Source organism: Streptomyces sp. NBC_00203 (assembly GCF_045206325.1).
Taxonomy (GTDB): Bacteria; Actinomycetota; Actinomycetes; order Streptomycetales; family Streptomycetaceae; genus Streptomyces; species Streptomyces lutosisoli.
In genome coordinates this window covers 8508219-8527805 of sequence record NZ_CP108126.1, presented here as the reverse complement: position 1 = coordinate 8527805, position 19587 = coordinate 8508219, and the positions used below count along the sequence as shown (strand labels likewise).

Sequence of the window (19587 nt, the reverse complement as noted above, 5' to 3'; positions counted from 1 at the left end):
GAGACCCATGTTCGGGCTCAACCGCGCCAAGAAGACCGCCGCCGTCTGTGCGGCGACCGCTGCCGCCGCCGCGACCGCACTGCTCGGCGCCCCCTCCGCCGTAGCCGCGCCCCAGCCGATCGTCGGTGGCACGACGACCACGACGACCGCGTACCCGTTCATGATGCAGATCACGGACGCCTCCCAGAACCAGTTCTGCGGTGGCACCCTGGTCGCCGCCAACAAGGTGGTCACGGCCGCCCACTGTATGGTCGGCGAGACCACCAGCAGCATCCGCGTCGTCGGCGGCAGAACGTACCTGAACGGCACGAACGGCACCGTCAGCAAGGTCAGCAAGATCTGGATCAACCCCGACTACACGGACGCCACCAACGGTGACGACGTGGCCGTACTGACCCTGTCGACGTCGATGTCGTACACCACGGCGAAGTACGTCGCCTCCACGGACACCAGCGTGTACGCGACCGGCACCACCGCCCGTATCGTCGGCTGGGGCACCACCTCCGAGAACGGCAGCTCCTCCAACCAGCTGCGGACCGCGACCGTCCCGATCGTGTCCAACTCCAGCTGCGCCAGTTCGTACGGCTCCGACTTCGTGGCCTCCGACATGGTCTGCGCCGGATACACCTCCGGCGGCGTCGACACCTGCCAGGGCGACAGCGGCGGCCCGCTTCTCATCGGCGGCGTCCTGGCAGGCATCACCTCCTGGGGCGAGGGCTGCGCGGAGGCCGGCTACCCGGGTGTCTACACCCGCCTGACGACCTTCTCCAGCCTGGTGACCACACAGGTCAACTCGTAGTCACCGATGAACTCCTGAGAACCCCTCAGGTGAATACCAGGGGGCGTTGCGAGCCACCACGAGCGGCCCGCAGCGCCCCCTATCCACCGCACTCTTTCCCGTCCCTCTATCCCCTTTACTTGTCGGCGGTCAGCTTCCCCGCGACACCCCAACTGTCCGCCGGCACCTCGTGGATCCAGACGTGCACGGTCTCGGCCGGAATCCTGTACGCGTCGACGAAGGCGTCGGTGACGCGCTTGACGAGGTCCCGCTTGAGCTCGACGTCGCGCGGACCCTGCTGAATGGTGACGATGGGCATGGCTGAACTCCCTTGTCCGAGGCGGCCCTTGCCGCTTTCCGGGTACGGGAACAGTCCATCGCGCGGGGCGTCACCGACCAAGAGGCAGCCCGCGACCGCAGCGATCAGCTTTTGTGATCGCCGCAGGCCGCACGCAGGTTGTCGAGGTACGGCGGCGGATTCGAGCCGTGCACGGCGAGCCCGGTGGTGAGCGCGAGGCCCGGCGCCCGGAAGGGTACGAAGGCGATCCGGGGCGCGTGCAGGACGCGGGCGTGGGAGGCGTACACGACCGTCCACAGCGGCCGGGTGCCGATGGTGGCGAGGGTGTCCTGAAGGGAGCCGCTCGCCGGCCCGGGCAGCGGCTGGAACCCCGCGTCGTGACAGGCCCCGACCACCAGGTCGACCAGCGCGGGATTCACCCGGCGCTCGGTGATGCTCAGCGGCAGCCCGGCCAGCTCGTCGAGGGCGACCTCGTCCCGCGCGGCCAGCGGGTGCGCGGCGGGCAGGGCGGCCACCAGGGGATCGGGCCACAGCGGCAGCACCCGTACGCCCGGCACCTGCTCGTGCGGTGACACGCCCCGGACGAACGCCGCGTCCAGCCGCCCGTCCGCGACCCGGGCGAGCCGCTCCTGGGCCGGGAGCGAGACCAGTTCGACCGGAACGTCAGGCTCCCGCTCGGCGAAGGCCGCGAGCACCCGGTCCAGATGTTCGCCGAGGCCGGTGCTGGTGCCGAGCCGCAGCCCGGCGGCAGGTGCGACGGACGCCCGCGCCCGCTCGGCCGCCGCCAGCACGGCGCGCGCCTCGGGCAGCAGCCGCTCCCCCGCACCGGTGAGCCGTACATGCCGGGGCGAACGGTCGAAGAGCTCGGCGCCCAACTCCCGCTCCAGCCGCTGGATCTGCTGGCTGACGGCCGACTGCACGATGTGCAAACGCTCCGCCGCCCGGCCGAAGTGCAGCTCCTCGGCGACCGTCACGAAATAGCTGAGCTGCCGAAGTTCCATGCCGTGGACTCTAGAGCGCCCTGAGGGCCGCCTGTTTGAATGGGCCCTCGTGGGAGGTGATGGACATGGTGTCCACAGACCGTTTCCTGGCCTTCGCCGCGATGTCGCTGCTGGTGATCGTGATTCCCGGGCCCAGCGTGCTGTTCGTCATCGGGCGGGCGCTCGCCCACGGCCGGCGCACCGCGGTGGCGACGGCGCTCGGCAACGTCTTCGGCTCGTACCTGCTGGTCGTGGCGGTCGCCTTCGGGATCGGTTCGCTGGTCGAGCGCTCGATGACGGTCTATCTGGCGGTGAAGCTGGCCGGCGCCGCGTATCTCGTCCTCCTGGGCGTGCAGGCGTTCCGGCACCGCAAGGAACTGAAGGCGTCGGCGATCAAGGCGGCACCCGCGGCCGAGGCGCGCGGCGATCTCCGCACGGTCCTGGACGGCGCCCTCGTCGGCGTCACCAACCCCAAGGGCATCGTCTTCTTCGCCGCGGTACTCCCCCAGTTCGTGGACCACTCCGCGGGCCAGGTCACGACGCAGATGCTGCTGCTGGGTCTGGTCCCGATCTCCATCGGCCTGGTCACGGACACCCTGTGGGGCCTCACCGCGTCGGCGGCCCGCACCTGGTTCGCCCGCTCCGACCGCCGCCTGTCCCTGATCGGCGGCGCGGGCGGCTTCACGATGATCGGGCTGGGGCTGACGGTGGCGGTGACGGGGCGCGCGGACTGAGAGGCCAGGAGCGTACGGCGCTCCGGACCATCAGGGCCGTACGACGGTCCCGAACCGGATGTCGTACGCCTCTCCCTGCCCCATCACCTTGAGCATCCGCTCCCCTTCCTCGGTGACCTCGTCCCGTTGCGCCTTCGTGAGCGTGCCGAAGGGCTCGATGACGAGCGCCCCGTCGTCCAGTTTCCACACGCCGGCCAGGAATCCGTCGACGAGCAGGGTGCAGTACGCCTGGTTGCCCTGCCAGCTGCGTCCCTTGAGGCCGGCGGGTACAACGCGGGAGCGGTCGGCGTGGGACAGCAGCAGGTTGTCGAACTCGGGGAGGAAGCGCGGCGGGGCAGGGGTGTCCGCGTCCGGGCGGGGCGCGTCGGGAAGGTCGAAGATCTCGACGCCGTTCTCGTCGCGGAATGTGACCAGCTGGGGCCTGAGCCGTTCGAAGGCCTCGCGCAGCCGGGTCAGGCCCGCCCAGGTCTGCATGTCCTTGACGGAGGCGGGCCCGAAGGCGGCGAGGTAGCGCAGGACGGTCGCGTCCGGCGTGGGCGCGGGCTCGGCGGGGCGGCCGAGCCAGTGCTCGGCGGTGGTGAGCGCGACCTGGCCACTGCGGCCCCACAGACCGCGCGGGGTGACCTGGACGAGCGGCAGCCGGCAGCGGGCGGCGACCGAGAGGGCGAACGGGTCGGCGTCCGGCCATTCGGCGAGCAGCGCCTCGCGCAGCTGCTTCATGGTGCGCGGCTCGGCCTCCACCAGCTCGCGGCTGATCGCGGCGAGCCGGTCCAGGTCGACGCCGGTGAGCCCCTTGCGGAAATTGCCCAGCTCCCGGTCGCGTGCGGCCTGCACGAGCGGGCGCAGGGTGAGGGCGTCGGCGGCGGTGTGGGTGTGGATGGTGGAGCGCATGGTGACGATGCGTACGGCCTCCCGGTCGGCCATGAGCCGCGACAGCGCCTCGGGGGTGAAGCCGTCGAGGCGGGCGGCGAGGGCGTAGTACGGCGGCTTGACGTTCTGCGCCTGGAGGCCGAGGAGGTGTTCGACTGCGGCCTTCGCGGACAGCGGGGAGCGGCGCAGCAGAAGCTGACGGTCGAGGGTCGCGCGGTTGAGGGCGCGGGTGCCGAGTACCGGGGCCGTCGTGGTCGTCTTCGTCATGCTCCGCACGCTAACGCCGCTTGCGGACACCTTCTGTCCGCAACTCTCACCGGATCCCGAGGCGCCAGGGCACGCCCTGCCCGTTTGCCCCGTATATCCTGCTCCGTGATCACGCAGACGCACGTTCGACACTGGAGGCAGCCGCGATGTCCGAGCGACGCGCCCGCTCAGCCTCGAAGGACACGAGGGGCGACTCGAAGAACACGAGCAACGGGAAGGACGCCAGGAAGTCCGTCTGGCGACGCGCCCTGACCCCGCCGGCCGCGCCGCCCGCGCAGCCCCCGTCGCCCCGCCCCGACCCGCCGGCACCGGACCCCGACGACGCCGGCAGCGTCGTACAGGCGGCCCTGTACCGCGACGGCGTACGCGTCTCGACCCCCACGACCCTCGCCGACACCTTCCGCGAGCTGCGCGACGAGCCGGACGGCGTGGCGTGGATCGGCCTCGCCCGCCCGACGGAGGCCGAACTCCTCTCTCTGGCCGCCGAGTTCGACCTGCATCCGCTCGCCGTCGAGGACGCGATGGAGGCGCATCAGCGCCCGAAGCTGGAGCGCTACGGCGACACACTCTTCGTGGTCCTGCGCGCCGCGCGCTACCTGGACGCACTGGAGGAGGTCGACTTCGGCGAGCTGCACGTGTTCGTGGGCCCGGACTTCGTGATCACGGTCCGGCACGGTGCGGCGCCGGACCTCTCGGCGGTGCGCCGCCGCATGGAGGACACCCCGGAGCTGCTGAAACTCGGCCCGGAGGCCGTCCTCTACGCGATCCTCGACTCCGTGGTCGACGGTTACCTCCCCGTGGTCTCCGGCGTCCAGATCGACATCGACGAGATCGAGACCGAGGTCTTCCGCGGCGACCCCGCGGTCTCCCGTCGCATCTACGAACTCTCCCGCGAAATGGTCGAGTTCCAGCGCGCCACCCGCCCCCTCGTCGGCATGCTGCACGCCCTGATGGCCGGCTTCGCCAAGTACGGCACCGACGAGGAACTCCAGCGCTACCTCCGCGACGTCGCCGACCACGTCACCCACACCAGCGAACGCGTCGACGGCTTCCGCCAGGCCCTGACCGACATCCTCACCGTCAACGCGACGCTGGTGACCCAGCAGCAGAACGCCGAGATGCGGGCGTTGGCGGAGGCGGGGTTCGAGCAGAACGAGGAGATCAAGAAGATCTCTTCTTGGGCGGCGATTCTCTTCGCACCCACGCTCGTCGGGACCATCTACGGCATGAACTTCGATCACATGCCTGAGTTGAGTTGGAGGTTCGGGTACCCCTTCGCGATCGGCTTGATGGGGGTGGTTTGCGTAAGTTTGTACGTGATTTTCAAGCGGCGGGACTGGCTCTAGGGTCGGATGTTCACTCCTCGAACGGCTCGCGCTGTTTACTCTCGCACCTCCCGAAAGTGGAGCCGCGACAGGCTCTGGGGAGCCCCTGGGGGAGAGAAGTGATGCGGGTGATCTCCTCGCCCTGCTCCCAATCAGCCCCTGACCAGGGCTTTTGGGCACCCAACAACGCTGGGGAGAATCTGGGGAGACTCAGTTCCGCACCGAGGCGCCGACGCCCATCACGTGGCAAGTCAGTCGCCCGTCCCTGCTCCGAGCAATCCCATCCCGCACCAGAAGGCATGACGGAGAGTGACAATTCCGCTCATCGGAGTTCAGCAGGCAGCGGAGGCGTGGTCCAGATGCAGGGCCGCCGCGGTCCGGGACGCGATGTCCTCGACGGTGACGCCGGGTGCCGTTTCGACAAGGGTGAGGCCGGCCTCGGTGACGTCGAGGACTCCGAGGTCGGTGATGACGCGGTGGACGCAGCGTTCGCCGGTGAGCGGGAGCGTGCACTCCTTGACGATCTTCGGGGAGCCGTCCTTGGCGGTATGTTCCATCAGCACGATGACCCGGCGGGCGCCGTGGACGAGGTCCATCGCTCCGCCCATGCCCTTGACCATCTTGCCGGGGATCATCCAGTTGGCCAGGTCGCCGTTCTCCGACACCTGCATGGCGCCGAGTACGGCCGTGTCGATGTGGCCGCCGCGGATCATGCCGAAGGACAAGGCCGAGTCGAAGCAGGAGGCCCCGGGGAGGACGGTGACGGTCTCCTTGCCGGCGTTGATCAGGTCAGGGTCCACCTCGGCTTCGGTCGGGTAGGGCCCCGTGCCGAGGATGCCGTTCTCGGAGTGGAGCACGACTTGCACGCCGGGAGGCAGATGGCCGGGGATCAACGTGGGCAGGCCGATGCCGAGGTTGGCGTAGGAGCCGTCGGTGAGTTCGGCTGCGGCGCGGGCGGCCATCTGGTCGCGGGTCCAGCCCAGCTGCGTTCCGATGGTGGTGCTCATGCGCGTACAGCCCCTCGTGTCGAAGACGCGGAAAGTGAAAGGTGCTCGATCTGCTTGTCAGCGGCCTGGGCCGGAGTGAGGACCACGATTCGCTGGACGAAGATGCCCGGCAGGTCGACCTCGTCCGGGCTCAGCGCACCCGGCTCGACGAGTTCCTCCACCTCGGCGACGGTGATGCTGCCCGCCATCGCGGCCAGCGGGTTGAAGTTGGCGGCGGACTTACGGAAGACCAGGTTCCCGTGGCGGTCGCCGCGCCAGGCCCGTACGAGGGCGAAGTCGGTGGTGATGCCGTGTTCGAGGACGTACGTGCGGTCGGTGAAGTCGCGGGTCTCCTTGGGCAGGGAGGCCACGGCGACCGTGCCGTCGGCCGCGTAGCGCCAGGGCAGTCCGCCGCGGGCGACCTGGGTGCCCACCCCCGCCGGGGTGTAGAAGGCGGGGATGCCCGCTCCACCGGCGCGCAGCCGTTCGGCCAGCGTGCCCTGCGGCACCAGCTCCACCTCCAGTTCGCCCGACAGGTACTGACGGGCGAACTCCTTGTTCTCGCCCACGTAACTGCCCGTGACACGGGCGATCCGGCCGTCGGCCAGCAGGACTCCCAGTCCGCGCCCGTCCACACCGCAGTTGTTCGACACGACCTCCAGGCCGGTGGCGCCCTGGGCGTGGAGGGCCTGGATGAGCACGTCGGGGATGCCGCTGAGGCCGAAGCCGCCGACAGCCAGCGACGCGCCGTCGGGGATGTCGGCGACCGCCTCCGCGGCACTCGCGCGGACCTTGTCCATGGAGGGAGGACCTTTCTGTCGTGCGTTGTTTCTGGTTCAGGCGCCGGGGCGCAGGGCGTCCGATATTGGCTTGGCGCCGCCGTGCGCGGTGAGACCGCCGTCGACCGGGATCTCGGCTCCGGTGACAAAGGACGCGTCGTCGGAGAGGAGGAAGGTGACGAGCGGGGTGATCTCATCGACGGTGCCGGTGCGGCCGAGCGGTGTCTCGCGGACGTTCGCCTCGCGGAACGCGGGCGCTGCGGAGGCGGTCATCTCCGTCTCGATGAAGCCGGGGTGGATGATGTTCACACGGATACCACGGGGCCCCAGTTCCATGGCGGCAGTCCTCGACAGGCCGCGCAGCGCCCACTTGCTGGCCGTGTACGCGACCGGGTAGTGGCCGGTGAGCGCGGCGGACGAGCCGACGTTCACGATCGACGAGCCGGGCGGCATCAGCGAGGCCAGATGCTGGATGCCCAGGAGCGGACCGGTGACATTGACCGCGTGGACCCGGGCCATGTCCTCGGGGCGCACGTCGTCGATCCGGGCCCGCCAGGTGACGCCCGCATTGTTGACCAGGCCGTGCACCTGTCCATACGCCTCGCGCAGCTCGGCGGCGAGCCCCGCCCAGTCCTTCTCGCTGGTGACGTCGAGGCGGCGGCAGCCGGGTGCCTCCGTCACGTCGGTGGCGATCACCCGGGCGCCCTCGCGGGTCAGTGCCTCGGCCTCCGCGGCGCCCTGTCCGCCGGCCGCGCCCGTGACCACGACGACCTTGCCGAGAAGCCTCCCCCAGCCTTCGGCCGGGAGGTGCCTCCAGGGACGGAGGTCGGTGGTCACGGCCGCTCCCTGGGGCGGCGCCGGGCGCCCGGGACCGGTACGTGATCGGGGCCGGTCACCACGGTATTGGTCACGGTGCCGATGCCTTCCACGGTGAGTGTGACCGTGTCGCCGGGCTTCAACGGTGGCGGGTCCTGTCGGCCTCGTACACCCCACAGTTCCGCCAGGCAGCCGCCGTTGCCGCAGGTGCCGGAGCCGAGGACGTCGCCAGGACGCACCCAGGTCCCGCGCGAGGCGTATGCGACCATCTCCTCGAAGGTCCAGCTCATGTTGGACAGCAGGTCCTTGCCGACCACCTCACCATTGATCTCGGCGGTCAGTGCCAGGCGCAGGAAGCCGTCCGCGTCGCGGTACTTCTCCAGCTCATCGGCAGTGACCAGGTACGGGCCCAGCGTGGTCGCGGTGTCCTTGCCCTTGCAGGGGCCGAGGCCGACCTTCATCTCGGCGGACTGCAGGTCGCGGGCGGACCAGTCGTTGAAGACGGTGTAGCCGACGATGTGGTCGCGGGCCTGCTCGGGGGTGAGGTTGTGGCCCTCCTGCCCGATCACGGCGGCGACTTCGAGCTCGAAGTCGAGCACGCTCGACCCCGGGGGCACGGGGATGTCGTCGTGCGGGCCGTACACCGCGTACGGGTTGGCGAAGTAGAACGTCGGGGCCGCGTACCACCGCTCGGGCACACCGGCGGCCCCCTCCACGGACCGTCGTACGCCCTCGACGTGTTCCTCGAAGGTGACGAAGTCCCGCACGGTGGGCGGCTGGAGCGGCGGCAGCAGTCGTACTTCGGAGACATGGGGACCGGCCGGGACGTCGAGCATCGCGGAGCCCGCGTCGAGCAGTTCGGGCAGGCCGCCTCCCTCGGCGAGCAGGCCGGTCAGTGAGCTGACGCCGGTCAGGGGGTAGAGCGTGCCGTCCTCTTCGACGACGGCCACTTGGCGTCGGTTGCGGTACTCGTACGTGGCGAAACGCATGGGAGGGGTCCTGTCGGAGGGAAGGCGGGCGCGAAGGCCTGGGGGCGCGGCGGGCAGTCAGGGCATGACAGGGGAGCGCCGCGCCCCCGGGTGTCTGGGAACGTTGCCGGTCGGAAGGTCGGCCGGTCAGACCGGCGGGGCGACGAAGCAGCCGTGGTCGGGGTCGTTGAAGGACTCCTTGGCGACCAGTTCGTTCATGGGGTTGGCGGTGCCCCACTGGTCGGTGACCTCGGGCTGGGAGAAGTCGTAGACGTGCGGGTGCCAGGTGTCCTCGTCCAGCAGTTCCAGCTCGGTGGTGTACTCGACGGTGTTGCCGTGCGGGTCGAGGAAGTACGTGAAGGTGTTGTCGCCCGCCATGTGCCGGCCCGGACCCCAGACCTTCTGGAAGCCGGCCCGCATCACGCGGCCGGAGCCGCGCATGTACTCGTCCAGGCCGCGCATCTCGAACGAGACGTGGTGTAGCGAGGTGTGCGGGCCCTTCGCGATGGCCATGGAGTGATGCTGGTTGCTGATCCGCATGAAGTGCATGACGTCACCGACGTGCGGCGAGCTGAGCGTGTCGGAGTGACGGAAGCCGAGGTGGCGCTCGTACCACTCGCGTGTCCTGTCGAGGTCCGGCGAGTTGAGGACGACGTGCGACAGCTTGACCGGGATCGACTCCTTCTCCTCGATCTTGCGGTGCTGCCGGACCTCGACGTCGGCCAAGACCTCGATGCTGCGGCCGTCGACGTCGAAGAAGCGGAAACCGTAGCCACCGCCAGGGGTGTCCACCTTGCCCGGCTGGGAGATCAACTGCACGCCACCGGCGAGGAGTTGCTCGGCGAGGGTGTCGACGTCGGTCACTGAAGCGGCCCCGTAGGAGACCAGGTCGAGACGCTTCTCGTCGGCCTTGCGCAGCCGCACGACGTACTGCTCGGGGCTGCCCTCGGCGGCCAGGAAGGAGATGCCGGAGTCCTCGGTGACCTTGGTCAGGCCCCAGACGCCGGCGTAGAAGTCGAGTTGCTTGTCGTAGTCGGGCACGGCGAGGTCGACGTGACGGAGGTGGGTGAGCAGGCGGTTGCTCATGGGGGGGGTTCCTCCTTAGACGAGGTTGAGCAGGGCGGCGGCGTTTCCGCCGCGGACGGAGTGGAAGTCGTGGTCGGGCAGGTGCGCGGCGCGCAGTGCGCCGAGCGGGTCGTCCGTGCCCATGTCGAAGGGGAAGTCGGAGCCGAGCAGGACCTGTTCCGGGCCTGCGGCTCGCAGCAGCTCCCGCAGTACGTGGGGGTCGTGGACGAGGGAGTCGAAGTACAGCTGCCTCAGATAACTGCTCGGCTTCCGTGAGCATCCCTGGGCGTCGGGGCGGACCCGCCAAGCGTGGTCGGAGCGGCCGATGTGGGTGGGCAGGTAGCCGCCGCCGTGCGCCGCGATCAGCTTCAGGCCCGGATGGCGGTCCAGGACGCCCGAGAAGATCAGGTGGGAGAGGGCGACCGCGTTCTCGGTGGGCTGGCCGACGGTGTTGGACAGGTACCACTGGTCCAGGCGCTCGTCGAGCGTGCAGCCGAACGGGTGCACGAAGAGGAGGGCGCCCGTCTCCTCCGCACGGGACCAGAGGGGTTCGTACGCGGGATCCGACAACTCGTGGCCGGGAGCGTGCGAGGAGATCTCCACTCCCCTCAGCCCCTGATCCAGGGCGTGGTCGAGCAAGTCGACCGCGAGGCCGGGATGCTGGAGCGGGACCAGGCCGAGGCCGGGCAGCCGGTCGGGGGCCTTCGCACAGTGTGCGGCGGTGCCCTCGTTGGCCAACCGGCAGACCTTCTCGGCTAGTTGGGGCTTGGCCCAGTAGTGGTAGTGGGACGGCGAGGGGCTCACCACCTGTATGTCCACGCCGGCGGCGTCCATGGCCGCCAAGCGCACCGCGGCATCCGTCAGCTTCGGCACGCGTGCGCCGACCATCGGACCGTTCACGGTCAGGGCCGCCGGGCCGTTGCGGCGGGCGTCGAGGGTGCGGGCCTCGGCGAGGCCGGGGTGGCCGGCGACGGCCTCCTCGACCTCCGGCAGCAGGAGGTGGGCGTGGACGTCGATCGTCGGGATCGACACGGGCTCGGTCATGGGAGTTCCTTCAGCGCGGTCATGGTGCGGCCCATCAGCCCGGGTACGTCCGCGTCGCGCACCCCATCGAGCAGCCACTGGCCGAGCTGGACGGAGGCGTCGACGACCATGCGTACGCGGGGCATCCGTCGGGCGTGGTAGTCGGTGAGGAGCTGGTTGTCCCACTCGGTCCGGCTGGTCAGCAGTTCGGCGAGGACCTGGACGTCCTCCAGGGACATCGCGGCGCCCTGGGCGAGGGTGGGCGGGCAGGCGTGAGCGGCGTCGCCGACGAGTACGACCCGGCCGCGGTGCCAGGGGCCCTCCACCAGGTGCCGGTCGAAGCGGGTGTAGTTGACGGCCTTCGGGTCGGTGAACGCGGTGCGGATCTCCTCCCACGCGCCGCCGTAGCCCTCGCTGAGTGCCCGCATCTCGTCGGCGTACGTGTCCGGGTCCAGCGAGGACCGGTCGCGGAGCCGTTCGACGAGATAGGCGTAGACCGTGTCCTCGCCGGTCGGACAGTACCCGGCGATGAAACAGCGGCTGCCGTAGATCATCTCGGTGCGGCGGACACCGGCCGGGCGGGGCGCGGGGGCGCGCCAGATGCCCATGCCGGTGGGTTCGGGCTTGTCGGTGATGCCGATCATCTCGCGGGTGGCGGAGTGCAGCCCGTCGGCGCCGGCCACCAGGTCGTAGCGGCGGCTCGTGCCGTCCGAGAAGGTCACGTCGACGCCCTCGCCGTCCTGCTGGAAGGCGGTGGCCGTGGTGCCGAGGCGGATGTCGGCGCCCGAGGCGCGTACCTGGTCGATGAGGAGCTTCTGGAGCCTGGGCCGCTGCATGCCGATGTGGGCGGGCAGGTCGTCGCCGCCGGTGCGGAGTTCCTCGTGGGCGTGCAGCACGGTGCCGTCGGGGGCGAGGATGGCGACGCCTTCGGCGGCGTATCCGTCTTTCTCGATGCCGTCGAGGACGCCGGCCTCGCGCAGCACGCGCAGGGCGTTGCCCTGAAGGGTGATGCCGGAGCCGGCGGCGGCCTTCCAGTCGGGGCTGGCCTCGACCAGGTCGACGGTGATCCCGGCCCGGCGCAACAGGACGGTCAGGGCGTTTCCGGAGGTGCCTCCGCCGATGACGAGGACGATGGGGGACCCCCCGCTCGAGCGAAGTCGAGAGTGGGGGAGGGTGGGGCTGTCAGCCATGTCGGGGAGACCTCCCGGGTTGGGCCGCGCGGCTTTGGGCGGCGGGGGTGCGGCTCGCCCGCTGGGAGCGCGGGCCAGGGGTGGGGACGGGGTGCGGGCCGGATGCGCCGCTGCTGTCCGGGGAAGGGCGCGTCCGGCGGCTGAGCGGGCTACTTGACGGCGATGGGGTTGACCGGGGAGCCGACGGCTCCTGTGACGGGCAGCGGCGCGGCGGTGAGCCAGAACTCGTACACGCCGTCGTCGGCGCAGTCCGCGGCGAGCGCGTCGAGGTCCCACATCTCGCCGATCAGCAGGCCCATGTTGGGGATGACGACCTGGTGCAGCGGCTGGAAGGCGTTCTCGAACTCGTTCGGCCGCACCTCGAAGCCCCAGGTGTCGGTGGCGATCGCGGCGATCTCGCTGCCGTGCAGCCACCCGGCGGTGGTGAATGACAGCCCGGGCGCGGGCCCGCCGGCATAGTCGCCCCAGCCGTCCCGCCGGGCGCGCGCGAGCCGTCCGGTGCGGACGAGGACGATGTCGCCGCGGCCGACGGTCACGCCGTGTACGTCGGCGGTCTGCTTGAGGTGCTCCTCGGTGATGGCGAATCCGTCGGGCAGTTCGCCGTCCGTACCGACGACCAGGCCCACGTCGAGCAGCACGCCCCGTCCGGCGACGTACGGCGCCATGTGCTCGATGCCGGTGACGAGGTCGCCGTCGGAGGTGACGACCTTCTCGGAGTCCCGTCCGTTCCACGCCTTGCCGTGGTCGAAGATGTGGCCGAGCCCGTCCCACTGGGTGGAGCACTGCAACGGCATCGCGATCACGTCGTCGGCGCCGCCGATGCCGTGCGGGAAGCCCTGGTTGCCGAGGGCGGCGTCGGTGCCCGTGTCGAGCATGGTGTGCACCGGGTTGGTGCGCCGGCGCCAGCCCTTCTGCGGGCCGTTCATGTCGAAGGACTGCGAGAGCGAGAAACTGACGCCCCGTCGCACCAGCGCCGCGCCCTCGCGCCGCTTGGCCTCGTCGAGGAAGTTGAGGGTGCCGAGCACGTCGTCCTCTCCCCAGCGCCCCCAGTTGGAGTACGCCTTGGCGGCCTCGGCGATCGCGCCCTCCGGGTCGTGGCGGTCCAGGCTCATGCCGACGCCTCCGCCACACAACGGGTGCGCTGCACACCCAGACCGGTGATGGAACCCTCCATGACGTCGCCGTCGCGCAGCAGCCGTCCCCAGTGGATGCCGTTGCCGGCCGGGCTCCCGGTCAACACCAGGTCTCCCGAGAGGAGTTGAGCGCTCTGTGAGGCGTACGACACCAGCCGTGCCACGCCGAAGAGCATGTCCTTGGTGGACTCGTCCTGCATCGACTCGCCGTTCAGCTTCAGCGTGACCCGCAGGTCACCGGGGTCCACGATCGACTCGGCCGGGACGAGCCACGGGCCGAGCGGGGTGAAGCCGGGGGCGTTCTTGCAGCGCAGCCAGTCGGTGCCGATGGCCTTCATGTCCCGGCGGAAAACGGTGGCGCGGTCGGTGAGGTCGTTGGCGATCGTGTACCCGGCGACGTACTCCAGGGCCTCCTCGACGGACACCCGGTGGGCCGGCTTGGCGATGACGGCCGCCAACTCCAACTCCCAGTCCGGCTTTTCGGCCCATGCGGGCAGCGTGACGTCGTCGTACGGGCCCGTGATCGCGCTGGGCACGCCGATGAACACGTAGGGCAGGTCCTCGGCGGCCCGCCGGTCCATGATCGCGGCGATCTCGGCGCGTGCCTCCTCGACGGTGCGGGGGTCGTCGGCGGAGCGGTGGGCGACCTCCAGGTCGATCACGTGCTGCCGGTAGTTGGCGCCGGACTGGAAGATCTGGCGGGGCTCCAGTGGGGCGTGCACCCGTAGGCCCGCCAGCGGCCGCCAGTCGAGGGCGTCGTCGTTCGCCAGGGCGTACAGAAGGGGGAGGGTCTCCTCCCACCGCTCCACCACAGAACGCACGCCGGAAGGTGCCCAGTCCAGGGCTCTGCTCAGGTCGAGTACCCGGTCCTTGGCCAAGAGGCCGGGGAACGGCTCCCCGCCCTGAGCGGAGAACGTGCCGAGCGCGAACGGGCCGGCAGGTTGCGCGAGCGTTGCCATCAGATTTCCTCCTGCTGGGTTGCGGTCTACTCTGGCCCCGGTCGGCGAATCATGGAAATCAATCCTGTAGATGTGCCGAATCCATGACGTGGATGGCTCTTGCTTGCAAAGGTGGTGCCTGGTGAACCTGTCCCGACTCGACCTCAATTTGGTCCTCGCCCTGCGCGCGCTGCTGGAGGAACGCAACGTCACCCGGGCCGGCGAGCGCGTCGGGCTGAGCCAGCCCGCGATGAGCGCGGCGCTGTCCCGGCTGCGCCGCCATTTCGACGACGAATTGCTCGCCCGTACCGGCAACAGCTACGAGCTGACACCGCTCGGTGTCGCCCTGCGGGATCGCAGCGCCACCGCGTGCGACCTACTGGAGCGCGTCTTCTCCAGCCAGGCCGACTTCGACCCGGCCGCAGAGACCCGAGAGTTCACCCTGCTCGCCTCCGACTACGGGGCGGCCGTTTTCGGTGCCGCACTCGCCCGCACCCTGCACGAGGAGGCCCCCGGCATCCGGCTCACCTTCCGGCACCCGACACCCTCCGTCGAGGAGAACACCGCCGCCCTGCTGAGCACCGTCGACGGACTGCTCATGCCGCACGGCGTCATCGACGGCTTCCCCGCCGTTGACCTCTTCCAGGACCGATGGCTGTGCCTGATCGCCGACGACCACCCCGAGATCGGCGACGAGCTCACCCTCGACCAGCTGGCCCGCCTGCCCTGGGCCGTCTACCAGCGCCCCTACGACGCCCCAGTTGCCCGCCAGCTCAGCATGATCGGCATCAGTCCCCGGGTGGAGGTCTCCGTGCAGACCTTCCAGCTGCTGCCCCATATGGTCGAGGGCACTCGCCGGGTCGCGATGATCCAGGAACGTCTGGCGCGTAGAGCGGTCCGCTCCGCCGCGGTGCGCGTCCTGCCCTGCCCCTTCGAGGCGGTACCGGTGCGGGAGGCGATGTGGTGGCACCCGGTGCACACCCAGGACGCGGCCCACATCTGGCTGCGGCAGAAGGCCGCGGAGGTGGGTGCGACGCTGACGGGCAACGGCAACGGCCCGGGAAAGGCCGTCTCCGCCGAACGGAGCGCCGGGCTGCCGCTGGGCCGGCTCTGATCCGGCCCGGCGGCAGCCCGTGAACGACGCGCCCTCGGTGAGTCGGCCAGCGCGCCCTCAGGCCAACTGCTCCGGCAACGGCCGGGGGTCGACGGCAGCCACGCGGCGGCGGGCCGCCCACAGCCCCGCCGCGACGAGGGCGGCGGCCAGCCCCAGCACGCCCACCGCACCGGCGAGGCTGCCGACCGCCGACTCCCCGGCGAGCAGCACGAGCGGACAGACGAACTCGCCGCCGAAGAAGGCCGCCATCCACAGCCCCGTGCCACGGCCGCGGTCCTCGAACGCCAGGCGGGACATGGCGCTGGTGAGAAGGGCGGGCAGCAGCATGCCCGTGCCCACGCAGTTGACGACCGCCCCGATGACCAGCAGGGGGGCGGTGTCCGCAAGGAACATCACCCCGAAGCCGACCGCGCAGACCGCGAGAACAGCGGGCAGCATCGGATCCGGGGAGCGCTTCAGCCGGGCGAAGGTGACCGCTCCGCCCACGGTGGCGGCACTGGCGATCGCGGTGGCCAGACCGATCACGCCGGAGTTCTCCACTCCGAGGTCGTCGAGCAGGTACGACATCTCCACCGGGACGGTGTAGAAGACCATCGCCCCGAAGAAGGTGAGGGCGCAGATGCCCGCCAACTGCCGCCAGGGAAACGGACGACGGGCCTCCGCCTCGGCCGGACCCTCGGCCGGGGACTCGTCGGCGGCCACGCGGGGCGCCGGGTTGGGCAGGGCGGTGGCCATCAGCGGGGCGAGCGCCAGGCTCACGGCGTAGACCCAGAAGGGGAGGCGCCAGCCCGCCGATCCGGCGGCGCCGCCGAGCACGAAGAAGACAGTGGCCGACGCGGAGGCGCACATGGTCTGCAGGGCGAGGTACTTCACCCGCCGGTGACCGCTGTAGTAGTCGGCGATCAGTGTGGTGCAGCAGGTCATGATGGCGGCCTCGGTGACCCCGACCAGGGCGCGGCTGACGATGATGCCGCCCAGCGAGTCCAGCCAGAGCGGGGCGGTGCCGAACACGGCGTACAGGAGGGTCGCCACGATCAGCAGGCGCTTGCGGCCGAGCCGGTCCACGATCACGCCGGCGAACGGGGCCAGCAGCGCCAGCGCCAGCGCCGGAACGGTCAGTGCGAGGGGCACCAACGCCTTGGCCCCCGGGACAGAAGCGAAGTGGTCCTGCAACTTCGGCAGCACCGGGGCGATCAGCACCGCCCCCAGGATTGGCAGGCAGCTGCCCGCCATCAGAAGGGTCACCCGCAGCAGATGCGCCGGGCCCGACACAGCGACGGCTGACGCAGTGGTGGCATCGACCGCGGCGGGAGGCGGTGGGGGCACGGAACCAGGCATGGCGACTCCAGGGGACGGCGTAAGAGAGCGGGCATGCCTCACGTGCGCCGACGGCGCACGGCATGCTGGGGAAGCTCGCACGCCGGCGACATCCGGACAGCGGCGTGCGGGTAGCTGCGACTATGGGGGCGCCAAGACGCCGGTTGCCATCCCCTGCGCAATCCGAATCTCGTATCCGGGTTATCCACGCTGTGGATGGGATGGGCAACCGTCACAGAAACGGAAGACGTGCGCGGCCGTTCCTGCGCGCGAACACGGCGGTGTCCCGGAACCCGGTCGAGCCCGGGCCCCCGGGATACCGCCCGCAGCCGACACGGTCGCACCCGCCAGGGGGCGTCAGGGGACAGGCAGCGGCAGGACGCGTCGGTAGGCGACGACGGCTATGGCCGCGACCACTACATGCATCACCATCAGCGCGACGACGGCCACCGGGCCACTGCCGGGCGTGTCGCCACCGAGCAGGGACAGGTCGGGCACGAACGACACGACCACGAGCACGGGCACCAGCCACCGCAGCAACTCCGCCGGGTTCTTGGCGACGCGACGGACAACCGCCCAGCCGATGGCGCCGAGGACGACGCCGAACACGGTCAGCGGCCCGTACGCGGAGGGGTGCAGCGGATCGAAATCACCCGACACCCCCGCCGTGCGGGCGAGCAACGCGACCACCGCGTTCCCGAGGACGGCCACGACAGCCGCCGCGAGAAGCCCCGCGACCACGGTCAGGGCGCGGGAGCGCGGCGCGGACGGGGCGGCATCGGGGACGGAACCGGGCATGGGGACCTCCTGCAGAGAGCTCAAGAACGACAGGTGCAGCGCCAGAACGGCAGACGTTTGATCTTTCAAACACCAGGGACGCTACTACCGAAGTGTTTGATCAGGCAAACATCTCGACTACAGTGGCCGCCATGACACCCACCCGGTGGCTCACTCCCGAGGAGCTGCGAGCCTGGATCAACTTCCTCGACTGCTCGACGCTGATGAGCGACTACCTCGATCAGCAGTTGCGGCGCGACGCCGCCATGACGCACGCGGACTACAGCCTCCTGGCCCGCCTGTCCGTGGCACCCGACCGCGCCCTGGGGATGTCCTTGCTCGCCGAGCAGTTGAAGTTCACCCGCACCCGCCTCACCCGCGCAGTGATCCGCCTGGAGGAGTCCGGATACGTACGGCGCCGGGAGGATCCGGCCGACGGACGGGGACAGCTGGCCGAACTCACCGACGCCGGCATGGAGTTGATGGCCAAGGCCGCCCCCGGCCATGTGACTGCCGTCCGCCGCGTGGTGTTCGACGCCCTCAGCCCCGAACAGGTGGAGCAGCTCGCCACCATCACCGCCACCGTGGTCGCCTCCCTCAGGCAGGCCGGCGAGGAGGACGCCTACCCGTCGGCCCTGCCGTGGCACCGCCGCTGACACCCAGAGCCTCGAAATCCGACACCCATTCCGGGCGGCTACAAGGCCACCCGTCCAAGCCTGTTCGGGAGGACGCCATGCGCGTCGCGATCACCGGGTCCACCGGACTCATCGGATCCGCCCTCACCCACTCGCTCCTCACCGACGGCCACCAGGTCGTTCGCCTCGTCCGCGATCGGTCGGCACGCCACGCGGGGGACGGCAGCGAGTCGGCGCAATGGGATCCGGTCGAAGGCCGCGTCCAGCCCAGTGCGCTGGACGCCGTGGACGCCGTCGTGCACCTGGCCGGCGCCGGGGTCGGAGACAAGCGGTGGAGCGCGGCGTACAAGGAGGAGATCCGCCGCAGCCGCGCACTGGGAACCCGGACCATCGCGCGGGCCTGCGCCGAATCGGCCACCCCGCCACGCGTCCTTGTCTCCGCGTCCGCGACTGGTTACTACGGCGACACCGGCGACCGGACCATCGAGGAGAGCGCGCCGCCCGGGGACGACTTCCTGGCTGCCGTCTGCGTCGACTGGGAGGCCGCCGCGGACACTGCCCGGGAGGCGGGCATCCGGGTGGTGCACCCGCGCACCGGCCTGGTGGTCTCTGCCAAGGGCGGCGCCTTCGGCAGGCTCTTCCCGCTCTTCCGCTTCGGCCTGGGCGGCCGACTCGGCTCCGGTGACCAGTACTGGCCGTTCATCTCGCTGACCGACCACATCGCGGCACTGCGCTTCGCGATCGATGACGAGGAGCTCTCAGGTCCCGTCAACTTCGCGGCCCACGAACCACTGACGAACCGCGAGATCACGCGAGCGATGGGCCGCGCCCTTCATCGCCCGACGATCGCCTCCGTCCCTGCCTTCGCCCTCAGAGCGGCGCTCGGTGAGTTCGCCACGGGCATCACGGGCAGTTGCCGCGCCGTCCCGGCGGCCCTGCGCAAGGCGGGCTTCACCTTCAGTCACCCCACGATCGACGAGGCACTCCACTCCGTTCTCCGCGCGAGGTGACCGCGTCGCTCAACAGCGAGGCGCGCGATCTCGGCTCGGATCGCAGCTCCAGGTGCTGGGGGAGAATCTTTAAGGTCGCCAGGTTCGGCAAAGACCCAGCGCACCCGCGGCGGTCCTCCTGGGGAGAATCTGGGGAGTGTCGGCTGCCCCGGGGAGTGCGTGGGGAGAATCGGCTACGTAACCCAACACGGGCCTAAAAGACACTGAAAGAAGAATCCGCACAGGTCAGAGACCCCTTCAATCGCATAATCGCAGGTCAGTGCCGCCTGTTGGACAACTTCAAGAAGATCTCGTCGTGGGCGGCGATTTTGTTCGCTCCGACGCTGGTCGGGACGATCTACGGGATGAACTTCGACAGCATGCCGGAGCTGCACTGGGGGTTCGGATATCCCTTTGTGATCGTCCTGATGGCGGTTGTATGTATCAGTTTGTACGTCATCTTCAAGCGGAAGGACTGGCTCTGAGCAGTCGGCGCGAGAGGCGCCGCCGCGAGCGTGAACAGCCCCGATCTCAGGCTCCCACGGAGCGTCTGCATTGTTCCTGCGTGCGGCAGGATCAGCCCACCCGGACTCGCATGCCCACGT

General features: G+C 70.2%; 21 protein-coding genes. 7 read left to right on the top strand and 14 right to left on the bottom strand.

The window, feature by feature from the left end; translation table 11 throughout:
• The first annotated feature begins 7 nt into the window (after positions 1 to 7).
• Positions 8 to 799, top strand: coding sequence for a S1 family peptidase (locus tag OG975_RS37880; protein ID WP_406333990.1), 792 nt, complete (start codon positions 8 to 10; stop codon positions 797 to 799).
• Between the two features lie 115 nt (positions 800 to 914).
• Here OG975_RS37880 and dmpI read toward each other — a convergent pair whose 3' ends face one another.
• Both dmpI and OG975_RS37870 read right to left on the bottom strand, forming a co-directional pair.
• Complete coding sequence (dmpI, locus tag OG975_RS37875) at positions 915 to 1097, bottom strand: 4-oxalocrotonate tautomerase DmpI (RefSeq protein WP_330308260.1); 183 nt, start codon at positions 1095 to 1097, stop codon at positions 915 to 917.
• A 104-nt stretch (positions 1098 to 1201) separates the two neighbouring features.
• Complete coding sequence (locus OG975_RS37870; RefSeq protein ID WP_406333989.1) at positions 1202 to 2077, bottom strand: LysR substrate-binding domain-containing protein; 876 nt, start codon at positions 2075 to 2077, stop codon at positions 1202 to 1204.
• A 65-nt stretch (positions 2078 to 2142) separates the two neighbouring features.
• On the opposite strand from OG975_RS37870, the gene OG975_RS37865 reads away from it, so the two are divergent.
• The gene (locus tag OG975_RS37865; protein WP_381257508.1) at positions 2143 to 2790 is read left to right on the top strand and encodes a LysE family translocator; all 648 of its coding nucleotides are present in this window, start codon (positions 2143 to 2145) and stop codon (positions 2788 to 2790) included.
• A gap of 30 nt (positions 2791 to 2820) precedes the next feature.
• On the opposite strand, the gene OG975_RS37860 is transcribed toward OG975_RS37865, so the two are convergent.
• Positions 2821 to 3927, bottom strand: a complete 1107-nt coding sequence (locus tag OG975_RS37860; protein WP_406333988.1) for a winged helix DNA-binding domain-containing protein — start codon at positions 3925 to 3927, stop codon at positions 2821 to 2823.
• 146 nt (positions 3928 to 4073) lie between these two features.
• On the opposite strand from OG975_RS37860, the gene OG975_RS37855 reads away from it, so the two are divergent.
• Positions 4074 to 5273, top strand: coding sequence for a magnesium and cobalt transport protein CorA (locus OG975_RS37855; RefSeq protein WP_406333987.1), 1200 nt, complete (start codon positions 4074 to 4076; stop codon positions 5271 to 5273).
• A gap of 311 nt (positions 5274 to 5584) precedes the next feature.
• On the opposite strand, the gene OG975_RS37850 is transcribed toward OG975_RS37855, so the two are convergent.
• The 9 genes from OG975_RS37850 to OG975_RS37810 form a co-directional block, all read right to left on the bottom strand.
• The gene (locus OG975_RS37850; RefSeq protein WP_406336651.1) at positions 5585 to 6235 is read right to left on the bottom strand and encodes a CoA transferase subunit B; all 651 of its coding nucleotides are present in this window, start codon (positions 6233 to 6235) and stop codon (positions 5585 to 5587) included.
• A gap of 20 nt (positions 6236 to 6255) precedes the next feature.
• On the bottom strand, positions 6256 to 7038 hold the full coding sequence (locus tag OG975_RS37845) for a CoA transferase subunit A (protein ID WP_406333986.1): 783 nt from the start codon (positions 7036 to 7038) through the stop codon (positions 6256 to 6258).
• A gap of 36 nt (positions 7039 to 7074) precedes the next feature.
• On the bottom strand, positions 7075 to 7854 hold the full coding sequence (locus tag OG975_RS37840) for an SDR family NAD(P)-dependent oxidoreductase (RefSeq protein WP_406333984.1): 780 nt from the start codon (positions 7852 to 7854) through the stop codon (positions 7075 to 7077).
• On the bottom strand, positions 7851 to 8822 hold the full coding sequence (locus OG975_RS37835) for a fumarylacetoacetate hydrolase family protein (protein WP_406333982.1): 972 nt from the start codon (positions 8820 to 8822) through the stop codon (positions 7851 to 7853). Before OG975_RS37835 ends, OG975_RS37840 begins: the two co-directional genes overlap by 4 nt.
• Positions 8823 to 8948: 126 nt before the next feature.
• Entirely contained in the window at positions 8949 to 9887 is a 939-nt protein-coding gene (locus OG975_RS37830; protein ID WP_406333980.1) for a VOC family protein, read from the bottom strand.
• Positions 9888 to 9902: 15 nt separating this feature from the next.
• Complete coding sequence (locus tag OG975_RS37825) at positions 9903 to 10910, bottom strand: amidohydrolase family protein (RefSeq protein ID WP_406333979.1); 1008 nt, start codon at positions 10908 to 10910, stop codon at positions 9903 to 9905.
• The gene (locus tag OG975_RS37820; protein WP_406333978.1) at positions 10907 to 12079 is read right to left on the bottom strand and encodes an FAD-dependent oxidoreductase; all 1173 of its coding nucleotides are present in this window, start codon (positions 12077 to 12079) and stop codon (positions 10907 to 10909) included. The genes OG975_RS37825 and OG975_RS37820 overlap by 4 nt, the downstream gene beginning before the upstream one ends.
• Positions 12080 to 12228: 149 nt before the next feature.
• Positions 12229 to 13191: a cyclase family protein gene (locus tag OG975_RS37815; protein WP_406333977.1), complete on the bottom strand. Its 963-nt coding sequence runs from the start codon at positions 13189 to 13191 to the stop codon at positions 12229 to 12231.
• Positions 13188 to 14171: a fumarylacetoacetate hydrolase family protein gene (locus OG975_RS37810; protein ID WP_406333976.1), complete on the bottom strand. Its 984-nt coding sequence runs from the start codon at positions 14169 to 14171 to the stop codon at positions 13188 to 13190. Before OG975_RS37810 ends, OG975_RS37815 begins: the two co-directional genes overlap by 4 nt.
• Before the next feature lie 121 nt (positions 14172 to 14292).
• Between OG975_RS37810 and OG975_RS37805 the strand changes: the two genes are divergently transcribed.
• On the top strand, positions 14293 to 15264 hold the full coding sequence (locus OG975_RS37805; RefSeq protein ID WP_406333974.1) for a LysR family transcriptional regulator: 972 nt from the start codon (positions 14293 to 14295) through the stop codon (positions 15262 to 15264).
• Positions 15265 to 15321: 57 nt separating this feature from the next.
• Here the strand turns inward: OG975_RS37805 and OG975_RS37800 are convergent, their stop codons facing one another.
• Together OG975_RS37800 and OG975_RS37795 are read right to left on the bottom strand one after the other, a co-directional pair.
• Positions 15322 to 16602, bottom strand: a complete 1281-nt coding sequence (locus tag OG975_RS37800; protein WP_406333973.1) for an MFS transporter — start codon at positions 16600 to 16602, stop codon at positions 15322 to 15324.
• Positions 16603 to 16938: 336 nt separating this feature from the next.
• Positions 16939 to 17379, bottom strand: a complete 441-nt coding sequence (locus tag OG975_RS37795) for a DUF6069 family protein (RefSeq protein WP_406333972.1) — start codon at positions 17377 to 17379, stop codon at positions 16939 to 16941.
• Between the two features lie 131 nt (positions 17380 to 17510).
• Between OG975_RS37795 and OG975_RS37790 the strand changes: the two genes are divergently transcribed.
• The 3 genes from OG975_RS37790 to OG975_RS37780 all read left to right on the top strand — a co-directional run bounded on the left by OG975_RS37790 (position 17511) and on the right by OG975_RS37780 (position 19467).
• Complete coding sequence (locus OG975_RS37790) at positions 17511 to 18014, top strand: MarR family winged helix-turn-helix transcriptional regulator (RefSeq protein WP_406333971.1); 504 nt, start codon at positions 17511 to 17513, stop codon at positions 18012 to 18014.
• A gap of 77 nt (positions 18015 to 18091) precedes the next feature.
• Positions 18092 to 19003, top strand: coding sequence for a TIGR01777 family oxidoreductase (locus tag OG975_RS37785; RefSeq protein ID WP_406333970.1), 912 nt, complete (start codon positions 18092 to 18094; stop codon positions 19001 to 19003).
• Between the two features lie 203 nt (positions 19004 to 19206).
• Positions 19207 to 19467 (top strand): CorA family divalent cation transporter, encoded by a 261-nt coding sequence (locus OG975_RS37780; protein WP_406336649.1) that lies wholly within the window; start codon positions 19207 to 19209, stop codon positions 19465 to 19467.
• The last annotated feature ends 120 nt before the right edge of the window (positions 19468 to 19587 follow it).